The organism is Cryobacterium soli (assembly GCF_003611035.1).
Lineage (GTDB): Bacteria > Actinomycetota > Actinomycetes > Actinomycetales > Microbacteriaceae > Cryobacterium > Cryobacterium soli.
Genome location: NZ_CP030033.1, coordinates 1865011 through 1888347, shown reverse-complemented (window position 1 = coordinate 1888347; position 23337 = coordinate 1865011). Strand labels below are relative to the sequence as shown.

The window sequence follows — 23337 nt, the reverse complement described above, 5'->3', positions numbered from 1 at the left end:
GCGACTGCACCCGCGAGGTCGGTCAGAGGCCGAGCTGGTTCAGCCGGGCCTCGAACCGCACCTGCACGTCTTCGGGCTCGTCATGCGGCGTGTCGACCCAGATCGCGTCGAGCTCACGTCGCACCGTTTCGGGCAGGTCGGCATACTTCGAGGTCCAGTTCTCGATTGGCGTCCAGTAGCCGATCACCTTGAACCGGGCAGCGCTCAGGCCGAGCTCCCGGCGCAGATACGCGCGAACGTCACGCAGCGCGACCGTCTCGCCGGCCACCCACACATATCCCTCGGCCAGGGGCAGTCTGGCGTCGACAATGCTGCGCACCACCTGGCCAAGGGCACTCGGGCCGTGGCCGTTGCCGCCGATCACCCAGGTGACCTCCACGTTCTCCGGTACGGCGAATTCCACCCGGTCGTTCTCGTCCGGCACCTCCAGCACGATCCGGGTGCGGATGCCTGCCCGGATTCCGGCGGCGATGCGAGCGACGGCGGGCAGGCCGGTGAGGTCGGAGACCAACACTTGCCAGGTCGTGTCCGCGGGCGGGGCATACAGGCCGGTGGGGGAGTTGAGGCCGATCACGTGGCCAGGTCGGGCGTTCGCGGCCCACGGGCCGGCGATGCCCGTGCGGTGGATGACGAAGTCGATATCGACCTCGCCGACGTGCGGACGCACGCCGCTGATCGTGTAGGTGCGCATCGGGGCTTCGGGTGCTCCGGGCGGGGTCGCCCACCAGTCGCCCTCCGGCACCGGCAGGGAGACCTCGGTCGGGTCGTCGCCGTGCGGGAAGAAGACGCGCACGTACTCGTCGCCGATGCCGGTGCTGAGAAAATCGGCGATGCCCGGACCTTCGAGGGTGACCCGGCGGAGCGTGGGGGTCAGCGGGGTGGTTCTGCTGACGATGCCGCGGTGGATGTTCATGGAGTCTCCGTCTGTTCGGTGGGCGGGTCGAGAGGGGCGGGGCCGAAACCCTGCTGGGCGAACCAGAACGTTCGGTACGTTCCGGGTGTGGTCAGGAGCCCGTCGTGGGTGCCCCGTTGGGTCGCCCGGCCGTCGGCGAAGACCACGATCTGCTCGGCGGTCGAGGCTTGCTCCAAACGATGGGCGATCAGCACAGTGGTGCGGTTCCGGCGCAGCCGCAGGATCGCCGCCTCCACGGCGGGCCTATGCCGCAGACCCACATCGGCCGTTGCTTCGTCGAGAATCACGAGGTCAGGATCGGCCAGGAGGGCCCGTGCCACGGCCAGTTGCTGGATGCGCCCCTCGTTCGGCGCCGGGTCCGAACCGACGAGCGCCGTCCCGTCGAGCATCCCTTCGGACACCGCCCAGTCGGCCCCGACCGCTCCCAACGCCTGGGCGATCTGGTCTGCCGTCGCGTCGGGTGCGGCCAGGCGCATGTTGTCCGTGACGCTCCCTCGAAACTGGTGGAGTTCCTGCGAGATGTAATAGGGATGTTCCGTCCCGTGCCCGACGCTCAGACTGCCGGCGCTCGGCGGATGGTGGCCAGCGATGACGCGGGCCAGGGTGCTTTTGCCCGAGCCCGACGTGCCGACCAGTGCCGTGGTGGTTCCCGGCTCCACCCGCAGGGTCACCCCGAGCACGCCCCGCCCGGTCGTGGGGTAGCGGAAGGACACGTCGAGCAGGTCGATGCCGGCGTTCCCGGCACGCGGCGGCAGCGACCCGGCCTGCTCCGACGAGAGCGCACCTGTGGAGCCGGCTGCGGGCGCGGAGCGAGCCAGGTCGATGACCCCGACCAGACGAGCAAGGCCGATCGTGGCCCGTTGGATGTCGTCGAGCGCGAAGATCAGTTGGCCGATCGGGTCGAACAGTCGATGGAAGACCAGGGCGGCGGTGGTGACCATTCCCACGCTGATCGTGGCCGTGGCGTGCAACGCGAAACCCGTGGCCAGGATCGTGACCAGCCCGACGGCTTCACCGCCGTTGATCCACCGGAACAGGCGGTTGCGCAGCCGGACGCCCTCGATCTGCATCCGGATCGAATCCTCGGCACGGTGTCGCACCCTCTCGAGCGCGTGGTCCTGCTCGTTCAGAGCGGTCAGCGTCTCTGCGCTGTCCACCGCGTCGATCACGGCCTGGCTGCGGGCGGCTTCGCGCACGCGTACCTCCCGGAACACCACCCGTGAGCGCCTGAGAAATGCGCGGGTACCGAGCAGATAGAACGGCACCGAGGCGATTCCGGCCAGGGCCAGCCACGGGTCGAGCGCGGTCAACGCCGCCACGGACACCGCCACGGCGAACGCCGCGGAGAGCAGGGTCGGCACGACGTTTCCGCCGGCCTCGGCCACGGCATCCACATCGCCGGTCACCCGCGACAGCAGATCGGCGCTCTCGCCGTCGTCCACCGTGCTCACCGGCAGTCGCATTGCCGACGAGAAGACGTCTTCGCGCAGACTCGCGAGCGCGTCTTGCACGAGCCCGGTCAGCACCCGGGTTCCCCACAGGGCGACCCCGGCGGCGCCGATCGCGCCGGCGGCGACCCCGGCCACCCAGCCCGCGATGTCGGGCACCGCGGCGCCCGACGACACGGCGTCGACGATGCCGCCGAGACATGCTGGCATAACAAGCCCCAGCGCCGACGCGGCGAGGAACAGTGCAGCCACGGCTGCCGACCGGCCGCGATGGCGCCGGAGCAGCTCCAGGATGACGGCGCGCACCTGCCTGGCTGTCGCGATCGGCAGGGTGGTGTCTGTGCGCTCAGCCACGGGCATCCGCCGTTCTCTCGGTGTGGTCCAGGTCGATCACGCGGTCGCAGGCGGCGAGGAGCACGGGTGAGGTGGTGATCACGATCGTGGTGCGTGGGTGCCGGGCCAACGCTCCCGCGATATGCGCCTCCGTGAGGGCGTCCACAGCGGAGGTCGGCTCGTGGAGAACCAGTACCTCCGCATCGGTGTGCAGTGCTCGGGCGAGGCCGATCCGCTGCCGCTGGCCGCCGGAGAGCCGCCGGCCGGCCTCGCCGACCTCGGCGTCCCAGCCGCCGAGCTGTGCCACGGTGTCGTGCAGTGCGGCGATGTCGACGAGCGTGGGCCGCGGGTCGTCCGAGGACCCGTGCCCACGCACGGCGTCGCGCAGCGTCCCGCCCGTGATCGTGTGACGGTGCGGCAGGGAGGCGACCCGGCGTCGGTACTCCATCGGGTGCAGGTCGCGCTGGTCGCGGTGGGCGCCATCGACCTGCAGCGTGACCTGTCCGCGGTCGGAGGGAGTGCGCATGCCCAGCAGTCGGGACAAGGCGCTGGCCGCATCGCCGTCCGCCGAACGGATGCCGAGCAGCTCACCACGCCGCACCTCCACCGCAGTGCCGGCGGTGCCCGGCCCTGCGTGGAAGGCCAGCACCACCTCGGCCGGCCGGTCGATCGGGTCGCCGGTGCCGGGCTCATCCAGCAGGTCGTCGGCGTTGATCACCTCGGCGAGCCGCCGCGCCGAGGCGAACTTGTGGATCCAGTTGGAGGGGAACGAGCCCGCGTAGGCGAGCGATCCGCTGATGAACTGCGCCAGTCCGAGCACTGTGACGAGCTCGCCGATGCTGATCCGGCCCTCCACAGCGAACCAGGCGGACAAACCGGCCAGCGCCGTGGTGGTGATTGCGGCGAGGGTGGCGCTCACCGCCTCGAAGCCCGCCAGGGAGCGCCCAGCCGCCGTCGCAGCGATCCGGGAGGCGTCGCTGGCGGCGACATACCGCCGCTCGGCTTCGCGGCGTGCGCGCATGCCCACCAGTACCCGGTACCCGCTCATGAAATCGCCCGCGACGGCTCCGGCCTCCGTTGCCGCCCGCTGCTCCGAGAGTCCCCGGCTCTCCAACGGACGGGAGACCAGGCGCATCACGAGCATCATCGTGGCCGTCGACGCGAACACCACCAGAGTGGCGAGCGGGGAGATCGCCGACATGGCCAGCGCCGAGCCGGCGATGGCTGCGAGCGTGGCACACTGCTGAGCCACCGACCACGCCACCCCGGCGACCCGGTAGGCGTCCGAGGTGACGTAGGTGAGGGCCTCGCCCGGCGTGAGGGTGCGGGTGGAGAGTCGCGGTCGCAGAATGCGGGACAGGGCCAACTGCCGCAGGGCCTGCTCGCCGTAACCGTAAATTGTCACCATCAGTCGGGCGGCCGACTGATAGCTGACGGTCAGCACCAGGAACACGCCGATCAGCAGGCCGAGCCATCCGGTGAGAGCCGCGGGGTCAGCCGGCAGCACGGCGCGGTCGATCGTGACGCCGATGATCACGGGGATGGCGGTCTCAGCGAGGGCGTGTGTCATGAGTAGACCGGTGGCTGCGACCAGGGCGGCCCCGCGGCCCTGCGTGGTCAGGGCGATGATGAACAACCGGCGCGGGGTCACCGGGCCCGGGGTGGCGTTCATGATGTGCGCCGACCGAGTGGAATCACCAGCGGTGTGCCCGCGACGGGATCGGTGATCACGGTACAGGGCAGGTCGAACACGGCCTCGACGAGTTCGGCGGTGATGATCTCGCGCGGGTCCCCCTGCGCCACGATCATCCCGTCGCGCATCGCCACAAGATGGGTGGCGTATCGGGCAGCGTGGTTGAGGTCGTGCAGCACCGCCAGCAGCGTCGTGCCGCTCCGGTGCAGGTCGGCGAACAGTTCCATTAAGTCGATCTGATGCGCGATGTCGAGGAACGTCGTCGGCTCATCCAACAGCAGATGCCCGGTCTGCTGGGCCAGGGCCATCGCCACCCACACGCGCTGCCGTTGGCCGCCGGAGAGCTCGTCAACCAGACGGCGGGACAGGCCCGTGGTATTGGTCGCCGCGAGGGCATCCGCCACTGCACGCTCGTCCTCGCGGCTCCAGGTGCGCATGGCGTTCTGGTGCGGGAACCGGCCGCGACCCACCAGGTCGGCGACGGTGATGCCATCCGGTGCGATCGAGGACTGCGGCAGCAGGCCCAGCCGGCGGGCCGCTTCCTTCGGCTTGAGTGTGCGCAGTTCGGCGCCGTCCAACAGGACCACGCCGGTGCTGGGGCGGAGCAGCCGGGCAAACCCGCGTAACAGTGTGGACTTTCCGCAGGCGTTGGGGCCGATGATGATCGTGAACGAGCCATCGGGCACCTCGAGGGAGAGGTCGGAGACGATCCGGGTGTCCCCGTAGCCCAGGGTGATGTCGCGGGCGAGCAGAGAAGCGGTCACGGTGTTCCTTTCAGGCGCGGCGCGCATATTGGGCCGCCAGCAGCCAGGCAAGGTAGAGGCCGCCGACGGAGACGGTCACGACGCCGACGGGCACCGACAGCAGTTGGGCGACCAGGTCGGAGACGACGACGAGGGCGGCTCCGGTCAGCATCACCGGGAGGGTTCCCATCGGGGTGTTCGACCGGGTCAGTCGCTGGGCGATCTGCGGGGCGGCCAGGGCGATGAACGAGATCGGGCCGGCCGCCGCGGTGACGAGGGCGATCAGGGCCACCCCGAGCACCATCGACGCCAGCCGCGTGCGTCCCGGCCGGATGCCGAGGGCGGTGGCGGCATCGTCACCCATCTCCAGAATCGGGAGGGTGCGGTTCAGGGGCAGTGCCGCGACCAGCACGACCACGAACACGATGGTGGCGGGCAGGAGCTGGTCGAAGCCGAGCGATGCGAGCGAGCCGGCACCCCAGGTGGCGGCCATCATCGCCTTCTCCACGCTCACCGAGATGAGGATCCAGGAGGTCAGCGAGCCGAGCCCGGCCGAGACGCCGATACCCACGATGATCAGCCGGAACGACGACATGGTGTTCTTGCTCGCCAACACGTACACCAGCAGCGCGGTGAACAGGCCACCGAGCAGCGCCCCTGCCGCTTTGAACAGGTAGGTGTTCAGCTCGAGCACGACCATCATCAGGGTGACGCCGAACTGCGCCCCGATGCCGAAGCCGATGATGTCGGGCGAGCCGAGCGGGTTGCGGGTGAGGGACTGGAAGATCCCGCCGGAGAGCGCGAGCGCGGCGCCGCAGAGCACGGCGAACAGCACCCGCGGGAGGCGCCACTCGACGACGACCTGCCGAATGTCCGGGTCGGAGGCGGGGTCCAGGATCGCCCGGAGCACCGCATCCAGGCGTACCTCGTAGGCTCCGACGGTCATCGACGCCATGCCCGCCGCAAGGATCACGACCGCCAGGACCGCGCTGACGACGATCGCGCGAACCGGGACGAGTCCGGCGACATTGATGGTGCGGATGCGCAGGTATCGGCGACCGAAATCGACGCTGGGCTGTTCGGGGCTCACAGCCCACTCACCTGCTTGCGGCGCACGAGCGCGATGAGCACCGGGGCGCCGAGGATTCCGGTGACGATGCCCACGCGCAGTTCACCGCTGGGCAGTACCACGCGGCCCAGGATGTCCGCGAGCAGCAGGAAGACCGGCCCGACGACCATCGAGTAGACCAGCACCCAGCGCTGGTCGGGGCCGGTGAACCAGCGCACGACGTGCGGAATCATGATGCCCACGAACGCAATCGGGCCGGCAGCGGCCACACTCGTGCCTGCCAGAAGGGTGACGGCGATGATCACCCAGAGCCGGGTGGCTCGCACCCGGGCGCCGAGGGACTGGGCGAGATCGTCGCCGAGGGCCAGCGCGTTGAGAGACCGGGCACAGACGAGGCCGATGAGCAGACCCGAGGCGATCAACGGCAGTGCCCAGGCGAGCTGGTCGAGCGTACGACCGCCGATGGAGCCCACTCCCCAGAACCGCATGACCTGCAGTGTGCCCAGGTCGTGCAGCACGATCGCGGTGGTGAAGCCGGTGCACGCGGCGCCGAGAGCGATTCCGGCCAGGGTGAGCTTCATCGGGGTCGCGCCGTTCGACCCGACGTTGCCGAGCGTGTACACGAGCAGCGTCAGGGCGAGCGCGCCCGCTAGCGCGAACGGTACGTAGGCGCCCGGTGTCGTGAGGCCGAGCACGCCCACCGCGAAGGTGACGGCGAGGGAAGCGCCGGCGTTGACCCCCAGGATGCCCGGGTCGGCGAGCGGGTTGCGGGTGAAAGCCTGGATGAGGCCACCGCAGACCGCCAACGCGGCGCCCACCAGGATACCCAGGATGGTGCGGGGAACCCGCAGCTCGAGCACCATCAGGTGCAGCGGGTTTGCGTCGTCGTAGCCGGTGAGCGCGCCCAGCACGGTCATCGGGTCGATCGCCCGGTTGCCGATCGCCAGGGACGCGACGGTGACGCACACCAGCACGCACGTCATGACGACCAATCCGGCAACGCGCCTGGCGGTGCGCACCGGTGCCGCCCCGATGGCCGGGACATCGCTCTCCGGCGCGACGGTGGTCGAGGCGCCGCGGTCGGCATCCGTCACCGGCGGCGCCGGCAGCTCGGCCGACCGGGACACCTCGGTTCTCACGTGCCGGAGATGGTCGGCGTGCCCTGCAGCGCCGCTGCCAGGTCGTCGACGTAGGTGGGCAGGATGTACTTCAGCGAGAGCACCGTCGGCGCGCTGATAGCGGATGCCGCTGCGGCGTCGGCGTAGATCGCATAGGAATTCGCTGCGATCGGCTCCCAACGGGAGACCACCTTGTTCTCCACCGTGTAGGTGGCCTCGTCCGCGCTGCCGCCCCAGGCCACGAAAAGATCTGCTTGCACGTCGTAGAGCTTCTCCAGGCTCACGCCGGTGTACCAGTTGTCGCCCTCGGCGGAGCTGAGGAAACCGCCCATGGCCGAGGTGGAGGTGAATCCGAGTGCCTCGGTGATGCGTACCCGGGGGTCGTATTCGAGGTAGACCCCGAGGTCGGTTCCGCCCTCGTTCAGGGTCAGGCCCCAGACGAAGGTCTTGCCGTCGAATTCGGGGTGCTCATCGGCGAGTGTGGAGATCAACTCCTCGGTATCGCCGATCAGCTCCTCTGCCTTGGCGTCTTCCCACATGGCCGTGCCCACAGTGCGGGTCATCTCCTCCCATGTGCCGGGATTCCACGGCCCCTCGATGTAGGGAACGGTCGCGGCGATCTCGCTCAGACGCTCGTATTCGATGTCTGTGACGCCCGAGTAGAGGCTGAGGATGAGGTCGGGCTTGAGCGCCTTGATTGCTTCGTAGTTCGGTCCTTCGTCCGTGAACGGGATGATCTCCGGTGTCTCGCCGTACTCGGCGGTGACGAAGTCCTCGAACCAGGGCTGGTAGCCGCTGTCGCCGGCGCCCCACACTTCCTCGACGCCCACCGGATTCACGCCGAGGGCGGCCACGATATCGGGGGTCATCCAGCCGAGGGCGACGATGCGCTGGGGCTTGTCGGTGATCGTGGTGGAGCCGTGCGCGTGTTCGATCACCACGCCGTCTGCAGCGGCCTGCGCGGGTGCGGTGTCCGCTGCGGATGTGGCGCATCCGGTCATGGTGAGGACGGTGGCGACGGCCACCGCTATGAGCGCTGAAACCCGGCGTGCCTTCGGGCGCGCAAAGACGTGCTGCATGGTTCTCCTTATGAGAAATGGGGGAGGGGTATGTCGCGCCTACGCGACTCAATAGTTAGGTGAGCCTCACCTAACATAACGATGCTAGGGGCGTAATGACGACACATGTGTCGCGGATGAGACGATTTGTGTCTCGAAACCGACAGTGAGTGCGGTCAGCGCCAGTACAGCTGGTGGGCGGAGTCGCTCTGCACCCGCGCCACATGCTGCCGCGGGGTCATACCGAACCGTTGCTTGAACGCGGCCGAGAAGGCGCTGGTGGTGGCGTAGCCGCACCTCTGCGCGGCGGCACCGATGGGGGTGCCGTCCACGATCTGCCGGGCAGCCTGGGTCATGCGCACGCCGGTGCGCCACTTTCCGAAGCTGATTCCGATGTCTGTGGTGAAGACGCGCAGCACCGTTCGTTCGTGCAGGCCGTGGGCCAGGATCAGCTCGCGGGCGGTGCGGGTGTCACCCGGGTCGGCGAGCACGGCCTGCACGAGCGCGCGCACCCGGTCGTCGGCAGGCAGTGGCACTGCTCTCCACTGCTCTGCAGCCTCCGGCGCGGGTTGCTGGAGCATCTCGATGAGCACCGCTTGCGTGCGCACGCGCAGCCCGTCGTCCATATCGTTGATCCCGAGGTGCAACAGCATCTCCTGCACGGCGCGCGGCACGAGCACCCGGGTGATCGTTGTGACCGGGTTGATCAGAGCGGTGTCGGGGATGTAGGTGTAGCACCCCGTCGAATCGCGCTCGTGCCGGGCGGTGTGCGGGGTGTGCGCTGGAATCCAGACGCCCTGGCCCGGGGCGAGCTGCCACATCGCGTCGTGCAGATACACCCACACCGTGCCGCGGTAGCACCACGCGAGCATGGCGTCGGGGTGGCTGTGCGGTGGGGAGATCGGCCGGGAGTGACCGTCGTCTCCGGTGACAACTCCGGTGCCCATCAGGTAGGGCGCGGTCACCGTGGACGGATACGTCCCGCTGGCGTCCCACTCGGCCTGCCGATACGCGTTCATTGTGCTGTTCAGCGTAGCAACGGAGAGTGCGCAAGCGACGGCGTGATGAGCGGGAGGGTCTCCTCCACAGTCTGGCGCGTCGCCCGACAGTGCACCGTCGGTCGGCCATGTGGCCTGCAGTCGGTCACGTCAGAGCAGGCTGACTGCACTCAAGCCGCCCATACCGCGTCTTGCACACGAAAGGAGATCCACCATGACCGCGCTCATCAGCCCATCCGTCCCTCCGTCCGAGCGCGCCCCGGGAGGAGCGGGGAGCCCGGGGCGCGAATCGGCCGCCGCCCGCGCCGGCCAGCCGGCGCGACACCACCCGGGCGCAGGGTCCGGCGTGCGGAACGGCCTGGTGCGCACCCGCACCATCCGCTCGAACACCCAACGGGCGCTTGCCCGGCTGCGCGAGGACCGGGGCGCCGCCACCGCCGAGTACATCGTCGCCACCATGGCGGCGGTCGGGTTCGCGGGGCTGCTCATCGTGATCCTGCGCGGCGACGAGGTGCGCGGCATCCTCACCGAGTTGGTGCGCAGTGCGCTCACGGTGGGGTGACGCTGACCGCGGCAGCGTCACGGCCGAGTTCGCCGCATTGCTGCCGGCCATACTGCTCCTGCTGGGCTGCTGCCTCGGCGCCGTGCAGGTGGTCGGCCAGCAGGTGCGGTTGGCGGATGCCGCGGGGTCGGCGGCCCGGCTGCTCGCCCGCGGGGAGGCCTCGGGTGCGGCCGCGGGGATGGTGGCCGGTCTTGGCCTGAATGCCACACTCGCGGTGGAGCATCAGGGCGAGTTCGTCTGTGCCCAACTCCGCGCCGTGAGCGTTTTCGGGCCGTTCGCCGCCGCGGGGCTCACCTTCGGGGCGCGATCCTGCGCTCTGGCGGGCGGCCCATGACGGCGCCTGCGTGGATGGCGGGGGAGCGCGGCTCGGGGTCGGTGCTCGCGGTGGCCGTGGTGGGAGCGGTCGCCGCGGTGACGCTGCTTCTTCTGCCGATTCTCGGCCTGCTCACGATCGGCCAATCGGTACGGGCCGCTGCGGACGCATCCGCGCTCGCCGGGGCGGACACGGCTGCCGGGCTGGTGCCCGGGGTGCCCTGCGAGCTGGCGCAGCGGGCGGCCGACCTCAATTCGGCGCGACTGGTGGCCTGCACGGTCGACGGCCTGGTGGTCACCGTGACGGTGACCAGGGATGCCGGCGGGTTCGTGCTGACGTCCCGGGCACGAGCCGGGCCACCCGGGCCGCCCGACCAGCCCGACTAGCCCGCCCGGCTACGATGACGAGCCGGACGCCTCGAAAACGGCCTCCAGATAGCGGTAGTCCACGGCCGTGGGGCGTTCGGGGTGTTCGGTGGAGTCGAACTCGAGCCCGGCGGCACGAGCGTAGAGGTAGCGTTTGCCGTGCGAATCCGACGGAATCTCGATGCGCGGCCGGGGATCCCCGGATTCAAGGAATTCCGTGGTGACGGTCTTGCCCTCGAGCGGGCCATCGGTGAGTTTCGCGGTATATGTGTCGTGCGTTGCTGTACCCATGTCTCCATTGTCCGTCTGCGCCCCCGAGAGGCAACCCCCAAACCGAATCCGGCCGGTCGGGCAACGCCGCTGTCCGCGCGTCCCCAGCGCATTTCCGGGAACATGTGCGGCGCCCGGCCCAGGCCTTGCATCGGGCCACAGTCGAGCTACCGTGGAGGCGATTCGGAGCCCTCCACCGCCGTCTCGGTAGGCGCACACCCGATTCCTGTGTGTATGGTGTGGCTTGGTCGTTACACAGACCGTTACCTATAAAGAGGAGTCTGGTGCCAGGCACTAAGAAGCTGGTCATTGTCGAGTCACCGACGAAGATGAAGTCGATCGCCGCCTATCTGGGCGACGGATACGAGGTTTTGTCGTCGGTCGGTCACATTCGAGACCTGATCGAGCCCAAGAATCTGCCGCCGGAGCTCAAGAAGGGCCCGCTGGGCAAATTCTCCGTCGACGTCGACAACGGCTTCGAACCGTACTACGTGGTCTCCGACGCCAAGAAGAAGACCGTCAGCGACCTCAAGCGAGCTCTGAAGAACGCCGATGAACTCCTCCTCGCAACTGATGAGGACCGCGAAGGCGAGGCCATCGCGTGGCACCTCCTCCAGGTTCTCCAGCCCAAGGTTCCGGTCAAGCGGATGGTGTTCCACGAGATCACCAAGGACGCCATCATCGCGGCCACCAACAACACCCGCGACCTCGACACCGCCCTCGTGGACGCGCAGGAGACCCGGCGCATCCTCGACCGTATCTACGGCTACGAGATCTCGCCCGTGCTCTGGCGCAAGGTGGGCCCCGGCCTCTCCGCCGGCCGGGTGCAGTCCGCCGCCACCCGCCTCGTCGTGGACCGCGAACGCGAACGCCTCGCCTTCGTCTCCGCCGGCTACTGGGACCTGTTGGCCCAGCTCGCCCCCGGTGCGTCTGCCGAGAACGGTTTCCAGGCCAAGCTCGTGCGCCTCGGCGGCGAACGCATCGCCACCGGCAGCGACTTCGACGACACCGGCAAGCTCAAGCCGAAGGTCGTCGCCGCGACGCTCGACGAGGCATCCGCCCTCGCCCTCGCTGACGCGCTCAAGGTGCCGGGTGTGCCAGTCACGGTCACCAAGGTGGCCTCCAAGCCCTACCGTCGCAGCCCCGCCGCGCCATTCACCACCTCCACGCTGCAGCAGGAGGCCGCGCGGAAGCTGCGTTTCACCGCCCGGCAGACCATGAGCGTGGCCCAGTCGCTGTACGAAAACGGCTACATCACGTATATGCGTACCGACTCGCCGTCGCTGTCGCAGCAGGCGATCACCGCCGCCCGCAAGCAGGCCGCGTCGCTGTACGGCCCCGAGACCGTGCCCGCGAGCCCGCGCCTGTACAAGGGCAAGAGCAAGAACGCCCAGGAGGCGCACGAGGCCATCCGCCCGTCGGGTGACACGTTCCGTACCCCGGCATCGCTGGCCAGCTCGCTGCGCGGCAACGACTTCAAGCTCTACGACCTGATCTGGAAGCGCACCGTCGCCAGCCAGATGGCCGATGCCACCGGATCGACCGCGTCGGTGACCATCGCCGCCGGCCCCACCGGCCAGGCCGCGCACCCCGCCGCGGCGGAGGCGCTCGCCGAGTTCGCCGCAAGCGGCACCGTGATCACCTTCCGCGGCTTCATGCTCGCCTACGAGGAGTCGAAGGACGAGGAACGCAACGCGTCCACCGACGCCACCGAGTCGAAGCTGCCGCCGCTGGAGGAGGGCCAGTCCCTCACCCTCGTCGAGGTGGAGGCCAAGGGCCACGAGACCACCCCGGCCGCCCGGTACACCGAGGCCAGCCTGGTGAAGAAGCTCGAAGAGCTCGGCATCGGCCGCCCGTCCACGTACGCGTCGATCATCTCCACCATCACCGACCGCGGCTACGTCACCCCGCGCGGCCAGGCTCTGGTGCCCAACTGGATCGCCTTCTCCGTGGTGCGGCTGCTCGAGGAGTTCTTCTCCGACCTGGTGGAATACGACTTCACCGCCGAGATGGAAGACGACCTCGACCGCATCGCCGGCGGCACCGCCGACCGGGTCGACTGGCTGACCAGCTTCTACTTCGGGTCCGAAAAGCACCGCGGGCTCCGTCAGGTGGTCGACAACCTCGGTGAGATCGACGCCAAGTCGATCAACTCGATCCACATCGTCGACGACATCACCCTGCGCATCGGCAAGTACGGCCCCTACCTCGAGGTCGTCGACCCGAGCGCGGGCCCGGATGTCACGCCCCGCCGGGTGAACATCCCGCCGGACCTGGCACCCGACGAACTCACCCCGGCCAAGGCCCGTGAGCTCGTCGACGCCCCGGTCGTGACCGACCGCGTCATCGGCGTCAACCCCGACAACGGCAAGGAGATCGTCGCCAAGGACGGCCGGTTCGGCCCCTACGTGACCGAGCTCGAGCCGCCGGCCGACACCGACGGCCCCGGCGAAACCGTGGACCCGCTCACCGGCGAGGTCACCCAGCTGGCCGACGCCGGCGCTACGGCCGCCGCATCCGCTACCGCCGCCGGCGCCAAGCCCAAGCGCAAGGCCCCGGCCAAGAAGGCCGCCGCCGCGGTGAAGCCGCGCACGGCGTCGCTGTTCAAGTCGATGGACCTGGCCACGGTCGACCTCGATACCGCGCTGGCGCTGCTCAACCTGCCGCGCGTGGTGGGTATCGACCCGGAAACCCAGACCGAGATCCTCGCCCAGAACGGCAAGTTCGGCCCGTACCTGAAGAAGGGTGTCGACACCCGCTCGCTCACCAGCGAAGACCAGATCTTCGAGATCGACCTCGCCGGCGCCATCGACCTGTACGCGCAGCCCAAGTACGGCGCCCGCCGTGCCTCCAGCGCGCTCAAGGACTTCGAAGAGCCCGACCCGGAGAGCGGCAAGGCCATCAAGATCAAGGACGGCCGGTTCGGCGCCTACGTGACCGATGGCATCACCAACGCCACCATCCCCAAGGCCGAGAGCGTGGAAGAGGTCGACTACGAGCGGGCCGTGCAACTGCTCGCCGACAAGCGGGCCAAGGGCCCCGCGGTGAAGAAGGCTCCGGCCAAGAAGGCGGCCGCGAAGAAGGCGCCCGCCAAGAAGGCCGCCGTGAAGAAGGCTCCGGCGAAGAAGGCCGGCAGCACCACCACGACGGCCGCCAAGCGGGCACCCGCCAAGAAGTCCGGCACGTCATCCGCGACGCCCGGCACCGCGCCGCGCGCCGAACGCACGCCGGAACAGAAGGCCGCCACCGCCGCGAAGGCAGCGGCCACCCGGGCGGCCACCGCGGCCGCGAAGGCGGCCCAGGCCGCGAAGTCGTGACGGATGCTGTGACGCCCGGCCTGTTCATCACCCTCGAGGGTGGCGACGGGTCGGGCAAGAGCACCCAGGCGCAACTGCTCACCGAGTGGCTCCAGGCGCAGGGACGCACGGTCGTGCGCACCCGCGAGCCCGGGGGTACCGAGGTGGGCGTGGAGATCCGGGAGATCGTGCTGCACCATCGCGGCGAGGTCTCCCCACGCGCCGAGGCGCTGCTCTACGCCGCCGACCGGGCCCAGCACATCAGCACGCTGGTGCGTCCGGCGCTCGCCCGCGGCGAGATCGTCATCCAGGACCGCTACCTCGACTCGTCCGTGGCCTACCAGGGTGCCGGCCGGGTGCTCGGCGGCACCGAGGTGCGCGACCTCTCGCTCTGGGCTGTCGAGGGTCTGCTGCCGCACCTGACCCTGCTGCTCGATCTCGACGAGACCGCCGCCCGCAGCCGGCTCGACGCCGACAACAAGGTCTTCGACCGGCTCGAGGCCGAGAAGGGCGAGTTCCACGCCCGGGTGCGAGCGGCCTTCCTCGACTTGGCCGCCGCTGAGCCCGACCGCTTCCTGGTGCTGGATGCCGCGGCGCCGATCGAGGATATCGCGGAACGCATCCGCGCCCGCGTCGCCACCCTGCTCTAGCCGCGGCTCCCGGCTGCGGTGAGTTGCCAGTTGCGGCCGCTTGGCGGGCATCGAGGGGCATCACCTGGCAACTCAGCGTGTCCAGCGGTTGCTCGGCGACCTTGGAGGGCATCCGAAGCCGGGCGGAGTCTGAGGGCACCGGCTTGTCGGCGGGGCCGGGTACCCTTGTTGAATGGCAGTGTGGGACGACCTGACGGGTCAAGCAGACGCGATCGCCATCTTCCGCGCGGCAGCAGAACGCCCGGGAGCGGTCGCCACTCTGGAGCGCCCCGACGCTGACACGGATGCAGCCGCCAACCCGAACGCCGCCGGTACAGGCGCAGCATCGCGCGCCGGCACGCACGGTCGCGCAGACGCTTCGGCAGCCGGTGCCTCTTCGGTCAGCACTTCCGCCTCGATGACCCACGCCTGGCTGATCACCGGGCCGCCCGGCTCTGGGCGCTCCAACCTGGCGTTCGCGTTCGCCACGGCGCTACTGAGTGACGGCACGCCGCAGGGCGACACCTCCACCGGCCGCTTGGTCGACGCGCGCACCCACCCCGACCTCACCGTGCTCAGCACCGAGGGCGTCATCATCAAGATGGAGTCCGTGAAAGAGGCCGTGGCCCGGTCGCAGTACTCCCCGTCGGTGGGCCGGTACCGGGTCGTCGTCGTCGAAGACGCCGACCGCATGGTCGAGCGCACCTCCAACGTGCTGCTCAAAGCGCTCGAGGAGCCGCCGGAGCGCACCGTGTGGATCCTCTGCGCTCCCAGCGAGGCCGACCTGCTGCCCACTATCCGCTCCCGGGTACGCACCGTGCGCCTCCGGGTACCGAGCATCGCCGACGTGGCGACCCTGCTCATCCGTCGCACCCGCGTGGACCCGACGATCGCCGAACGGGCGGCGCGAGAGGCGCAGAGTCACATCGGCATGGCGCTGCGTCTGGCGACCAACGCCGAGGCCCGGGCCCGCCGCGAGGAGACCCTGCGCGCGGCCCTCGGTCTCACCGGGGTGTCCAGCGCGGTGAACGCCGCCGCCCGGCTGCTGGCCATCGCCGGCGACGACGCCAAGGCGATCACCCTCGAGCGCGACGCCACCGAACGTGAGGGTGTGCTGCGCTCGCTCGGTGTGGAGCCGGGCCAGTCCGTGCCGCCCGCGCTGCGCGGCCAGATCAAGGCCCTCGAAGACGACCAGAAACGCCGCGCCACCCGTAGCCTGCGGGACGGCATCGACCGGATCCTGGTGGACCTCACCTCGCTCTACCGGGACGTGATGATGGTGCAGCTGGGCCGGGACAGCACCCTGATCAACCTCGAGCTGCTGCCCGAACTCCGCCGCGCCGCAAACGCCTGCGCGCCGGCCGCGACGGTGGCAACGATGGATGCCATCGCCCTGGCCCGGCAACGCATCGAAGCGAACGTGGCCCCGGCACTGGCGCTCGAGGCCATGCTGGTCTCGATGATCCGCCGCTGACCCGGCGGCCCGCCGATGTCGACGACTCCAGACGAAATACCGAAGAAGGGGAATCCGTGAGCAAGCGCACACGCGTATTCACGACCATGGCGGCCGCGCTGGCGCTCACGCTCGGACTGACCGGCTGCGTGCCGTGGTTCCTGCCGCAACCGGCCCCGTCCACCTCCACTCCCACCGGGGAGAACGTGGAGGGCGACCTCGCCCCCTTCTACGGCCAGGTGTTGGCGTGGACCGACTGTGAGGACGGCATGCAGTGCACCACCGCGACCGCGCCGCTGGATTGGGACGACCCGGCCGCCGGCTCGGTCGACCTGGCGCTGGTGCGGCACCCCGCCACGGGTGAGCGGATCGGCTCCCTGCTGGTCAACCCCGGCGGCCCGGGCGGCTCCGGCTACGACTTCGTGAAGGACTCCGTGGACTACGCGACGGATGCCGCGCTGCAGGCCCGCTTCGACATCGTCGGTTTCGACCCGCGTGGGGTCGGCAAGTCCTCGGCCGTGGCCTGTTACGACCCGGCGCAGATGGACCAGTACCTCTACGGGCTCACCACCGCCGAGCGCGGAAGCGACGCCTGGATCCAGGAGCAGGAGGCCAGCGCCGCGGGCTTCGCGGCCGCTTGCCAGGACAAGACCGGCGCGTTGCTTGGCGAAGTCGACACCAAGAGCGCCGCCCGCGACCTCGACCTGCTCCGCGCCGTGCTCGGTGACAAGCAGCTCAACTACCTGGGCTTCTCCTACGGAACCTTCCTCGGTGCCACCTACGCGGAGCTGTACCCCGACAAGGTCGGTCGCCTCGTGCTCGACGGCGCGCTGGACCCGTCCACGAGTAACTTCGAGGTGACCAGCACCCAGGCCAAGGGCTTTGAGAGCGCGTTGCGGGCCTACCTCACCGACTGCCTGGCCGGCAGCGACTGCCCGTTCGATGGCACTGTCGATGACGCCATGGCCACCATCTCGGCCTTGCTCGCCTCGGTCGACGCCAGCCCCATCACCGCCTCGGACGGCCGCCAACTCGGCGCGAACTCGCTGCTCACCGCCATCATCTACCCGCTCTACCAGGCCACCGCGTGGAGCTACCTCAGCGACATGTTCGAGGGCGTCCTGCAGGGCAGTGCCGACGGCGCCATGCAGTTCGCGGATGCCTACAACGGCCGCAACGCCGACGGCACCTACCTGGACAACTCCACCGAGGCGTTCATGGCCATCAACTGCGTGGACTACGCCTACAACGCCGACCCGGCCAGCATGCGGGCCGAGGCCGCCGAGATCGAGACGATCGCCCCTACCATCGGTAAGTACATGGCCTACGGCGACATCTCCTGCGCGGCGTGGCCGTACACCTTCACCGGGGAGCGCCAAGAGATCCACGCCAGCGGCGCCGCCCCGATCCTCGTCGTGGGCACCACCAACGACCCAGCCACCCCGTACGTGTGGGCGCAGAACCTCGCCGCGCAGCTGGACAGCGGCCAGCTGGTGACCTACGAGGGTGAGGGGCACACGGCGTACAACAAGTCGAACTCCTGCGTGAACGACGCCGTGGACAACTACCTCATCGACGGCACGGTGCCCGCGACCGACCCGATGTGCTGACCGGCTCCCGCCCGGCATCCACCGGGCGGGGCGTTTGCGCCGCGTGCAAGAATTGAGCCATGGCTACGGGAGCTGACGGAGTGGGGCTGCGGGAGCGCAAGCGCCTCGCCACGCGCCGCGAACTCCAGCGGGCCGTGCTCACGCTCTGTTCCGAACGGGGCATCGACAAGGTCACCATCGAGGAGATCAGCCGGCACGCCGACGTGTCGCCGCGCACGTTCTTCAACTACTTCGCGTCCAAGGATTCCGCGCTGGTCGGCGACGAGCTGGAGCTGGCCTGCGACTCCGATATCGAGGCTTTCGTGGCCGCCGGACCCGGCGATGTGCTCACCGACCTGGCCACCCTGCTCGCCCAGAGTCTGCAGAACACCGACGGTGACCGGGAAATCCACGAACTGCGTCGCGCGGTGATGAAGGAGAACAGCTACCTCTTCACCATGCGGATGGCCACCCTGCGCAACTTCGAAGCCGGCCTGCAGGCCATCGTGGAGCGCCGGTTCGCGGCCGACGACCCCCGTCTCGCCGAGGACCCCCAGGCGCTGTCGCAGCGGGCGCTGCTGTTCACCCTGGTGGCCATGGCGGCCACCAGGCATGCCTGGCGGTGTTGGGCGGAAGCGGACGATTGCAGCCCGCTCTCGGCGTGGGTGGCCAAATCGTTCCGCGAGCTGTACACGGTGACCTCTCCGACCGACTAAGCTTGGATGCTGTGTCACCGAGCGTCCTTGCGAAGGCAAGAATCCGGTCTCACGCCGCCTTAGCTCAGTTGGTAGAGCGATTCACTCGTAATGAATAGGTCATCAGTTCGATTCTGATAGGCGGCCCCAATGAATCACAGGGATGCAGGGCCATTCCGACTCCCCGCCGCATAGGGCTTGCACCCTATCCTGCACCGTATGGAAATCTGCACCCTGTCGAAAGGGTGCAGCGTCAGCGCTTGCTGCGCGCGGCGTGCTCGGCTTCACGTACAACGGTCACGATGTTGAGGCCTAGGGCGAAGCACAGCGCGTCGAGTTGGTCGATGTCGAGCACGCGCTCGGCACGCAGGTACTTCGAGATTTGCGACTGCGAGATGCCCACGGTGGCACCGAGTCTTCTCTGGGATGCGCCGGCCTCAGCGAGTGCCTGCTTGAGGATCTCAGCGATTGCAATCGACAGTGGCCCGGGGTGGGGCGTTCCTGCAGTCGGCACCGCTCGAAACTACCGCGGGCTCGGCGCAACGCATGTTGCCTTGGCACCCTGAGTTCATTTGAACTACTCTCAAGTTATGGAAAAGCGGCAACGTCGCCTCCTGGTGGCGGTCTCGGTGTGTGCCGAACTCGCCCGTCAAAGCTGGTCGCGCGAGCTCCTGGCGGTGCACCTGAATATCCCCATGGTCGTGCTTGACGGCATGCTCGCGGGGACGACAGCGATCGATATTGACACCCTTGAGGAGATCGCAGCCGCTCTCGGAGTTAGCGCGGATTCCCTTCTCGGAGGCGATGGCCGGTAGCTTCAAGCCGCGGGGATCGGGGAGTCAGTGTCAGCCATCGTTCTAGACGCACCAGCAGTTGAGGCAGCCGCAGAGAGCTTGGGGGTAACGGGGTGCGTTGCGCTGAGCCGGCACGTCGGCGTGGACTGCACTCAACCGGTGACGCCGCTGATGGTGGCGCTGATTCTCACGACGCTGCCCGTCACTCTGGAATCGGGGTTTCGTTACGAGTGAGGCGTACATTCCCACACATGAACGACAGAAGAGCCCGGCTCACCATCCGAAGATGGCGAGCCGGGCTCGATGAGGTGATGCTGCAATCTGGGTCAGGTTGTCCTATGCCGGTCACCCGATAGGCGTGACGAACCGCGTCGGCATGGCGGCGGCGATTCGGACGTCACCCAGGCTGCCGTAGTGCAGCCGGTCGCCGCTGTCGATGGCAGGGTCCAGGGTGTGCGCCTGCCCTGTCGCGGGATTCGAGAGCAACTTGTCGATGTCCACGACCCCGCTGAGTCCAGCCGGAACGGTGCGCATCCACTTGTTGAAACCTCGCCGGTACGACTCTGCTGCGGATGCGAGTTCATGCCCGACCGGGTGCGCGTTGACGAGCGCCGAGACGAGCGGGATCGTGTACGGGCCGCTGCCCGTGCTGCCACCCGCGGCGACCGTGATCCCCTCACGCGTACTCCCCAGGTCGTCCAGCACAACCGAGTCACCGGCTGCGAACGCCGTGTCGGAGACGATGCTCGTGGCCCCAGCAGCAGCAGCAGTGGTGAACGTGCCCACCTTGAGCAGCTTGGGGTAGATGGTGTAACCACCCCACGGCGGGATGGTGTCACCGAGCACGCGCTTGATACCGACCGACCGACACCAGTCATAGATGCCGACGAGGTACGGTTCGACAGAGGCGGCCTGCTGGCCTGCGCCGAGGTCGTTGGTGCCGTAGTCGATGATTGCCGCGTCGGGGAAGATGTCTGTCCCCAGGCCCCACTTGTTCAATCCGCCATAGCTGGCGGGGGCAGCGAGGGCGGCGGAGGTCACTCCTGAGATACCCGCGTTGATAACCGGGCACCCAGTCAGGAGCGAGAAGAGGTTCGGCCAGTTCTTCGAGTTCGCCTTCGGCACGGTGGGGCCGCCGTAGCCCGCGGTGCGGGAGTCGCCCGCGACGAAGAATACTGCCTGCGTGCCGTTGAACTCGTACTCGATCCACGCATCGAAGAATGAGGTGTTCATGAGGGTGCTGAGCGAGATGCCTGCGACGGTCTGATCGCCCGCGCCCGCCGACTTGCCCGCACCGGTAGTCATCCACTGGCTAGTTGCGAGTGAGTTCTGGATAGCCGTCCCGGCTGGTGCGACCCAGCCATACGAGATGAGCCATTGATCGTAGGCGGGGAACTGATTCGCGCTGTCGGTGACCCATGGCGAGGTGTAGCGGGAGCCGTCTGCGGGGAGCGTGAACGCGGGGAGGGCCTGAGCAGGCGCTGCGGTGAAGTTGCCTGTCATGACACCGGTCGACCCCTTCGCCTGTTTGCCCACCCAAACGCCGGTGAAGGCGATGGGCACTGCAACCGATACTCCGCCGCCTGCGCCTCCGCGCCAGTTGCGGATCTGTAACCTCCACCGGGTGGTTGTCACGGGGATATGCACCTCTGCGCGCTGGCACGCCTCGGCGACATCGGTCCGTGAGCCGTTCGGGTTGCCGAGCGAATATGCGGCGCGGCGACCAGTGCGGTTGCCCGTCACCGCGTCGGTGTTCGCAGCGGCTTCGTCAATTGCGAGGATGTCCATTAGACCGTTGCCCATCCCGAGACACGCCCGGAGGCGTCCCGCGTGTAAGTAGTGACCTTGCCCGAGCGGGTTTCGGTGGCGATGCGCCCGGCGCTGTCGCGGGTGTAGGTGACGGTGACGCCATTCTCCACGGCGGATGCGATGCGCCCGGCACCATCTCGGGTGAGCACGGCGGCCTTGACGATAGGAACAAACGTGGCGGTTAGTTCCGCCGGCGTGGGCACGCCGGCAGCCGCAGCTTCAGCCCCCAGCCGCGCCGCAGCCGCGTCCGTGGCGCTCTGGCTGGCCGCACTGGCGCTCTGCACGACAGCCTCACCGGCGACCGTTACCTGCTCAAGGATGTCAGCCACGGACGGCGGGACCTCCGTCAGCGGCAGCAGGGTCTTGACGTCCACCTGATGAGCAGCAAGGAGATCCGTCAAGCTGATCGTGCCCGCCGGCGGGATGACCGCCCACGACTCGAACAGGTTCCGGACCCCACGCGGGAACAGGAGGACAGCCCCGCCGGCCGGCGCCGAGTCAATGGTGATCGACCCGGCGCTGAGCGGCTGCGAACCAACCTTCGACTTGTCCAGCTGACCGCTGAGCGGGGTGAGCCGCCACACGTCGATGAACCCGGACAGGGGGAGGGAACCGCCGAGAGAGACGATATCCGCTCCGGTGATAGTGACAACGGTCATGTGGGGCTCCTGGTGCTTAGGCCGCGTGGTCGCCGGTGGGCGCGGGGGTGTACGTGAGGACGGAGGTCAGCACGGACAGGATTCCGGAGAGCGCGACACCGGATGCCAGGGGCACCCATGCGACGTCGAGCACACCGGCGATACCGCCGACTGTGAGCGCGGTGATGGCGGTCTGGGCGACAGTCTTAGATGCGCGCTCTCCGGCGTAGGACCAGAATGCGAGGGTGAAAATGATCACGGGGAAACTCCTTAGTTCGGGATGAAGCTGGATACGACGGCCCAGATGACTCCGAGCGCCGCGATGACAGAGAAGAGCTTGGTGAGCGGCGACCACGCGGTTTCGGTCTTGGTGCGCCGCTGGTCGTCGGCTTCCTTGAGGGCGGCGGCCAGGGCGAGGGCAGTCGCGTCGCGCGCTACAGCCTGCTCACTGAGGCGCTGCGTGGTGGACTTGAGTACGCCGATGTCTTCGGAGTGAGTCTCGACGACACGGATGGTGTTTGCCACACGGTCAGCCACGAGATTCAGCGTGCCCTCCATCCGGGTCAGCATGATCCACACGGATGCGCCAGCGTCAGGCGGGTCAATTTCGTTCACTCGAACCTCCCTCGATGTTTGGCGTGTCGGGCTGCGGGTCGAGTAGCGTCATGGCTACTCCCTTCGTGTCAATGCATGGAGGGGGAGCCCCCGGCCGGTCCTTTGGAGATCAGCCGGGGGTGCTTGCTACTTGATGAGGTTGTCGCGGACCGCCCCAGGGATCGCCGCGAAGTTGTCGCTGAGTGATGCGTCGATGGCCTTGACGAGCGCGGCCTGGTCGATGGTGACGGTGAGCCCGCCTGCCTTGAGCGCTGCGGCGAGCTTCACCGTGTCGATCACGCTGGACGGTTTCGACAGGATCGCGCCCACCATGTCGGAGGTGTTCATGAGCCACTTGCTCGCGGGCGCGTGCGTTCCGTTCGGGTGAGTGAGCTCCTCGCCCCACACGTTCGGGCCCACCTGATCGGGCAGGTTCGTCAGCCAGTCGGCCGCGCGCCCCTCGGCCTTTGCTCCTTCGGGCTGGATGAGCATGTACTTCCAAATGGCTGGCACGAGTGCCTCAGCAATCTCTTCTGCGGTTGCCATGTCGATCTCCTCAAGTTCGGTGTAGTTGCCAGCGACGGAACTGCCGCCGGCTAATGCGATGTACCCGCGCCAGTCGACGCGGATACCGGACTCGAGGAGCCCGTGAGTGTGCAGGTGAACGTCGCCGCCCCAGTCGTTGCCGTTGGCTGATGCACCGGACCAGCCGGACGTTTCGCCTTCGTTGTAGTGCCCCGGGTCGGCGAATCGTGACTGGTGCTGCCAGACGATTGCGACGAGTCCGAGGATGGGCTTGTCGAGCGTCAGGATCGACCGGCGACCCGCACTACCAACCTCGCCCGCCGCGAACTCACCACGCCCGCCAGAGATGCGCAGGGTGCCAGATGCGGGGGCCGGCAGCGCGGTGCCGTAACCAAGGGGGTAGTCAATGCCGCCGAGACTGTAGGACATGTG

The 23337-nt window shown here is 68.5% G+C and carries 24 protein-coding genes and 1 tRNA gene; 10 read left to right on the top strand and 15 right to left on the bottom strand.

Features of this window, described 5'->3' with window-relative positions:
- Nucleotides 1-22: 22 nt before the first annotated feature.
- The 8 genes from DOE79_RS08675 to DOE79_RS08640 all read right to left on the bottom strand — a co-directional run bounded on the left by DOE79_RS08675 (nucleotide 23) and on the right by DOE79_RS08640 (nucleotide 9394).
- A complete protein-coding gene (locus DOE79_RS08675) occupies nucleotides 23-913 on the bottom strand; it encodes a siderophore-interacting protein (RefSeq protein ID WP_120338161.1) in 891 nt (296 codons plus the stop codon).
- Nucleotides 910-2715, bottom strand: a complete 1806-nt coding sequence (locus tag DOE79_RS08670; RefSeq protein ID WP_162942674.1) for an ABC transporter ATP-binding protein — start codon at nucleotides 2713-2715, stop codon at nucleotides 910-912. Before DOE79_RS08670 ends, DOE79_RS08675 begins: the two co-directional genes overlap by 4 nt.
- The gene (locus DOE79_RS08665) at nucleotides 2708-4366 is read right to left on the bottom strand and encodes an ABC transporter transmembrane domain-containing protein (protein ID WP_120338159.1); all 1659 of its coding nucleotides are present in this window, start codon (nucleotides 4364-4366) and stop codon (nucleotides 2708-2710) included. Before DOE79_RS08665 ends, DOE79_RS08670 begins: the two co-directional genes overlap by 8 nt.
- Entirely contained in the window at nucleotides 4363-5151 is a 789-nt protein-coding gene (locus tag DOE79_RS08660; protein ID WP_245977215.1) for an ABC transporter ATP-binding protein, read from the bottom strand. The genes DOE79_RS08665 and DOE79_RS08660 overlap by 4 nt, the downstream gene beginning before the upstream one ends.
- Nucleotides 5152-5161: 10 nt before the next feature.
- On the bottom strand, nucleotides 5162-6220 hold the full coding sequence (locus DOE79_RS08655; protein WP_120338157.1) for a FecCD family ABC transporter permease: 1059 nt from the start codon (nucleotides 6218-6220) through the stop codon (nucleotides 5162-5164).
- On the bottom strand, nucleotides 6217-7338 hold the full coding sequence (locus DOE79_RS08650) for a FecCD family ABC transporter permease (protein ID WP_245977214.1): 1122 nt from the start codon (nucleotides 7336-7338) through the stop codon (nucleotides 6217-6219). The genes DOE79_RS08655 and DOE79_RS08650 overlap by 4 nt, the downstream gene beginning before the upstream one ends.
- On the bottom strand, nucleotides 7335-8396 hold the full coding sequence (locus DOE79_RS08645) for an ABC transporter substrate-binding protein (RefSeq protein ID WP_120338156.1): 1062 nt from the start codon (nucleotides 8394-8396) through the stop codon (nucleotides 7335-7337). Before DOE79_RS08645 ends, DOE79_RS08650 begins: the two co-directional genes overlap by 4 nt.
- A 155-nt stretch (nucleotides 8397-8551) precedes the next feature.
- On the bottom strand, nucleotides 8552-9394 hold the full coding sequence (locus DOE79_RS08640; protein WP_120338155.1) for a helix-turn-helix transcriptional regulator: 843 nt from the start codon (nucleotides 9392-9394) through the stop codon (nucleotides 8552-8554).
- A 193-nt stretch (nucleotides 9395-9587) separates the two neighbouring features.
- Between DOE79_RS08640 and DOE79_RS08635 the strand changes: the two genes are divergently transcribed.
- Genes DOE79_RS08635 through DOE79_RS08625 form a run of 3 tightly spaced genes read left to right on the top strand, consistent with a single transcriptional unit; the run spans nucleotide 9588 to nucleotide 10634 of the window.
- Nucleotides 9588-9935, top strand: a complete 348-nt coding sequence (locus DOE79_RS08635; RefSeq protein ID WP_120338154.1) for a DUF4244 domain-containing protein — start codon at nucleotides 9588-9590, stop codon at nucleotides 9933-9935.
- The gene (locus DOE79_RS08630) at nucleotides 9916-10269 is read left to right on the top strand and encodes a TadE family type IV pilus minor pilin (RefSeq protein ID WP_120338153.1); all 354 of its coding nucleotides are present in this window, start codon (nucleotides 9916-9918) and stop codon (nucleotides 10267-10269) included. Before DOE79_RS08635 ends, DOE79_RS08630 begins: the two co-directional genes overlap by 20 nt.
- A complete protein-coding gene (locus DOE79_RS08625; protein WP_245977213.1) occupies nucleotides 10266-10634 on the top strand; it encodes an Rv3654c family TadE-like protein in 369 nt (122 codons plus the stop codon). Before DOE79_RS08630 ends, DOE79_RS08625 begins: the two co-directional genes overlap by 4 nt.
- A 9-nt stretch (nucleotides 10635-10643) precedes the next feature.
- Here the strand turns inward: DOE79_RS08625 and DOE79_RS08620 are convergent, their stop codons facing one another.
- Nucleotides 10644-10904 carry a hypothetical protein gene (locus DOE79_RS08620; RefSeq protein WP_066592806.1) on the bottom strand — a complete coding sequence of 87 codons (261 nt, stop codon included), beginning with the start codon at nucleotides 10902-10904 and terminating at the stop codon, nucleotides 10644-10646.
- Nucleotides 10905-11167: 263 nt separating this feature from the next.
- On the opposite strand from DOE79_RS08620, the gene topA reads away from it, so the two are divergent.
- From topA to DOE79_RS08590, 6 genes are all read left to right on the top strand, one after another.
- Complete coding sequence (gene topA, locus DOE79_RS08615; RefSeq protein WP_120338151.1) at nucleotides 11168-14200, top strand: type I DNA topoisomerase; 3033 nt, start codon at nucleotides 11168-11170, stop codon at nucleotides 14198-14200.
- 8 nt (nucleotides 14201-14208) lie between these two features.
- Entirely contained in the window at nucleotides 14209-14829 is a 621-nt protein-coding gene (gene tmk, locus DOE79_RS08610; protein WP_120338150.1) for a dTMP kinase, read from the top strand.
- Nucleotides 14830-15001: 172 nt separating this feature from the next.
- On the top strand, nucleotides 15002-16282 hold the full coding sequence (locus tag DOE79_RS08605) for a DNA polymerase III subunit delta' (RefSeq protein ID WP_120338149.1): 1281 nt from the start codon (nucleotides 15002-15004) through the stop codon (nucleotides 16280-16282).
- A gap of 56 nt (nucleotides 16283-16338) precedes the next feature.
- The gene (locus tag DOE79_RS08600) at nucleotides 16339-17871 is read left to right on the top strand and encodes an alpha/beta hydrolase (RefSeq protein ID WP_425455704.1); all 1533 of its coding nucleotides are present in this window, start codon (nucleotides 16339-16341) and stop codon (nucleotides 17869-17871) included.
- Nucleotides 17872-17930: 59 nt separating this feature from the next.
- The gene (locus DOE79_RS08595) at nucleotides 17931-18566 is read left to right on the top strand and encodes a TetR/AcrR family transcriptional regulator (RefSeq protein WP_120338148.1); all 636 of its coding nucleotides are present in this window, start codon (nucleotides 17931-17933) and stop codon (nucleotides 18564-18566) included.
- A 53-nt stretch (nucleotides 18567-18619) separates the two neighbouring features.
- Nucleotides 18620-18695: transfer RNA gene (locus tag DOE79_RS08590), tRNA-Thr, on the top strand.
- A 103-nt stretch (nucleotides 18696-18798) separates the two neighbouring features.
- Here DOE79_RS08590 and DOE79_RS08585 read toward each other — a convergent pair.
- Entirely contained in the window at nucleotides 18799-19059 is a 261-nt protein-coding gene (locus DOE79_RS08585) for a helix-turn-helix domain-containing protein (protein ID WP_120338147.1), read from the bottom strand.
- Between the two features lie 76 nt (nucleotides 19060-19135).
- On the opposite strand from DOE79_RS08585, the gene DOE79_RS08580 reads away from it, so the two are divergent.
- A complete protein-coding gene (locus DOE79_RS08580; protein WP_120338146.1) occupies nucleotides 19136-19360 on the top strand; it encodes a helix-turn-helix domain-containing protein in 225 nt (74 codons plus the stop codon).
- 324 nt (nucleotides 19361-19684) lie between these two features.
- On the opposite strand, the gene DOE79_RS08575 is transcribed toward DOE79_RS08580, so the two are convergent.
- The 5 genes from DOE79_RS08575 to DOE79_RS08555 form a co-directional block, all read right to left on the bottom strand.
- On the bottom strand, nucleotides 19685-21142 hold the full coding sequence (locus DOE79_RS08575; protein ID WP_120338145.1) for an SGNH/GDSL hydrolase family protein: 1458 nt from the start codon (nucleotides 21140-21142) through the stop codon (nucleotides 19685-19687).
- Complete coding sequence (locus DOE79_RS08570; protein ID WP_120338144.1) at nucleotides 21127-21807, bottom strand: hypothetical protein; 681 nt, start codon at nucleotides 21805-21807, stop codon at nucleotides 21127-21129. Before DOE79_RS08570 ends, DOE79_RS08575 begins: the two co-directional genes overlap by 16 nt.
- 16 nt (nucleotides 21808-21823) lie before the next feature.
- A complete protein-coding gene (locus tag DOE79_RS08565; protein ID WP_120338143.1) occupies nucleotides 21824-22045 on the bottom strand; it encodes a holin in 222 nt (73 codons plus the stop codon).
- Between the two features lie 11 nt (nucleotides 22046-22056).
- Nucleotides 22057-22401: a hypothetical protein gene (locus DOE79_RS08560; RefSeq protein ID WP_162942673.1), complete on the bottom strand. Its 345-nt coding sequence runs from the start codon at nucleotides 22399-22401 to the stop codon at nucleotides 22057-22059.
- A gap of 126 nt (nucleotides 22402-22527) precedes the next feature.
- Entirely contained in the window at nucleotides 22528-23334 is an 807-nt protein-coding gene (locus DOE79_RS08555) for a hypothetical protein (RefSeq protein WP_120338141.1), read from the bottom strand.
- Between the last annotated feature and the right edge of the window lie 3 nt (nucleotides 23335-23337).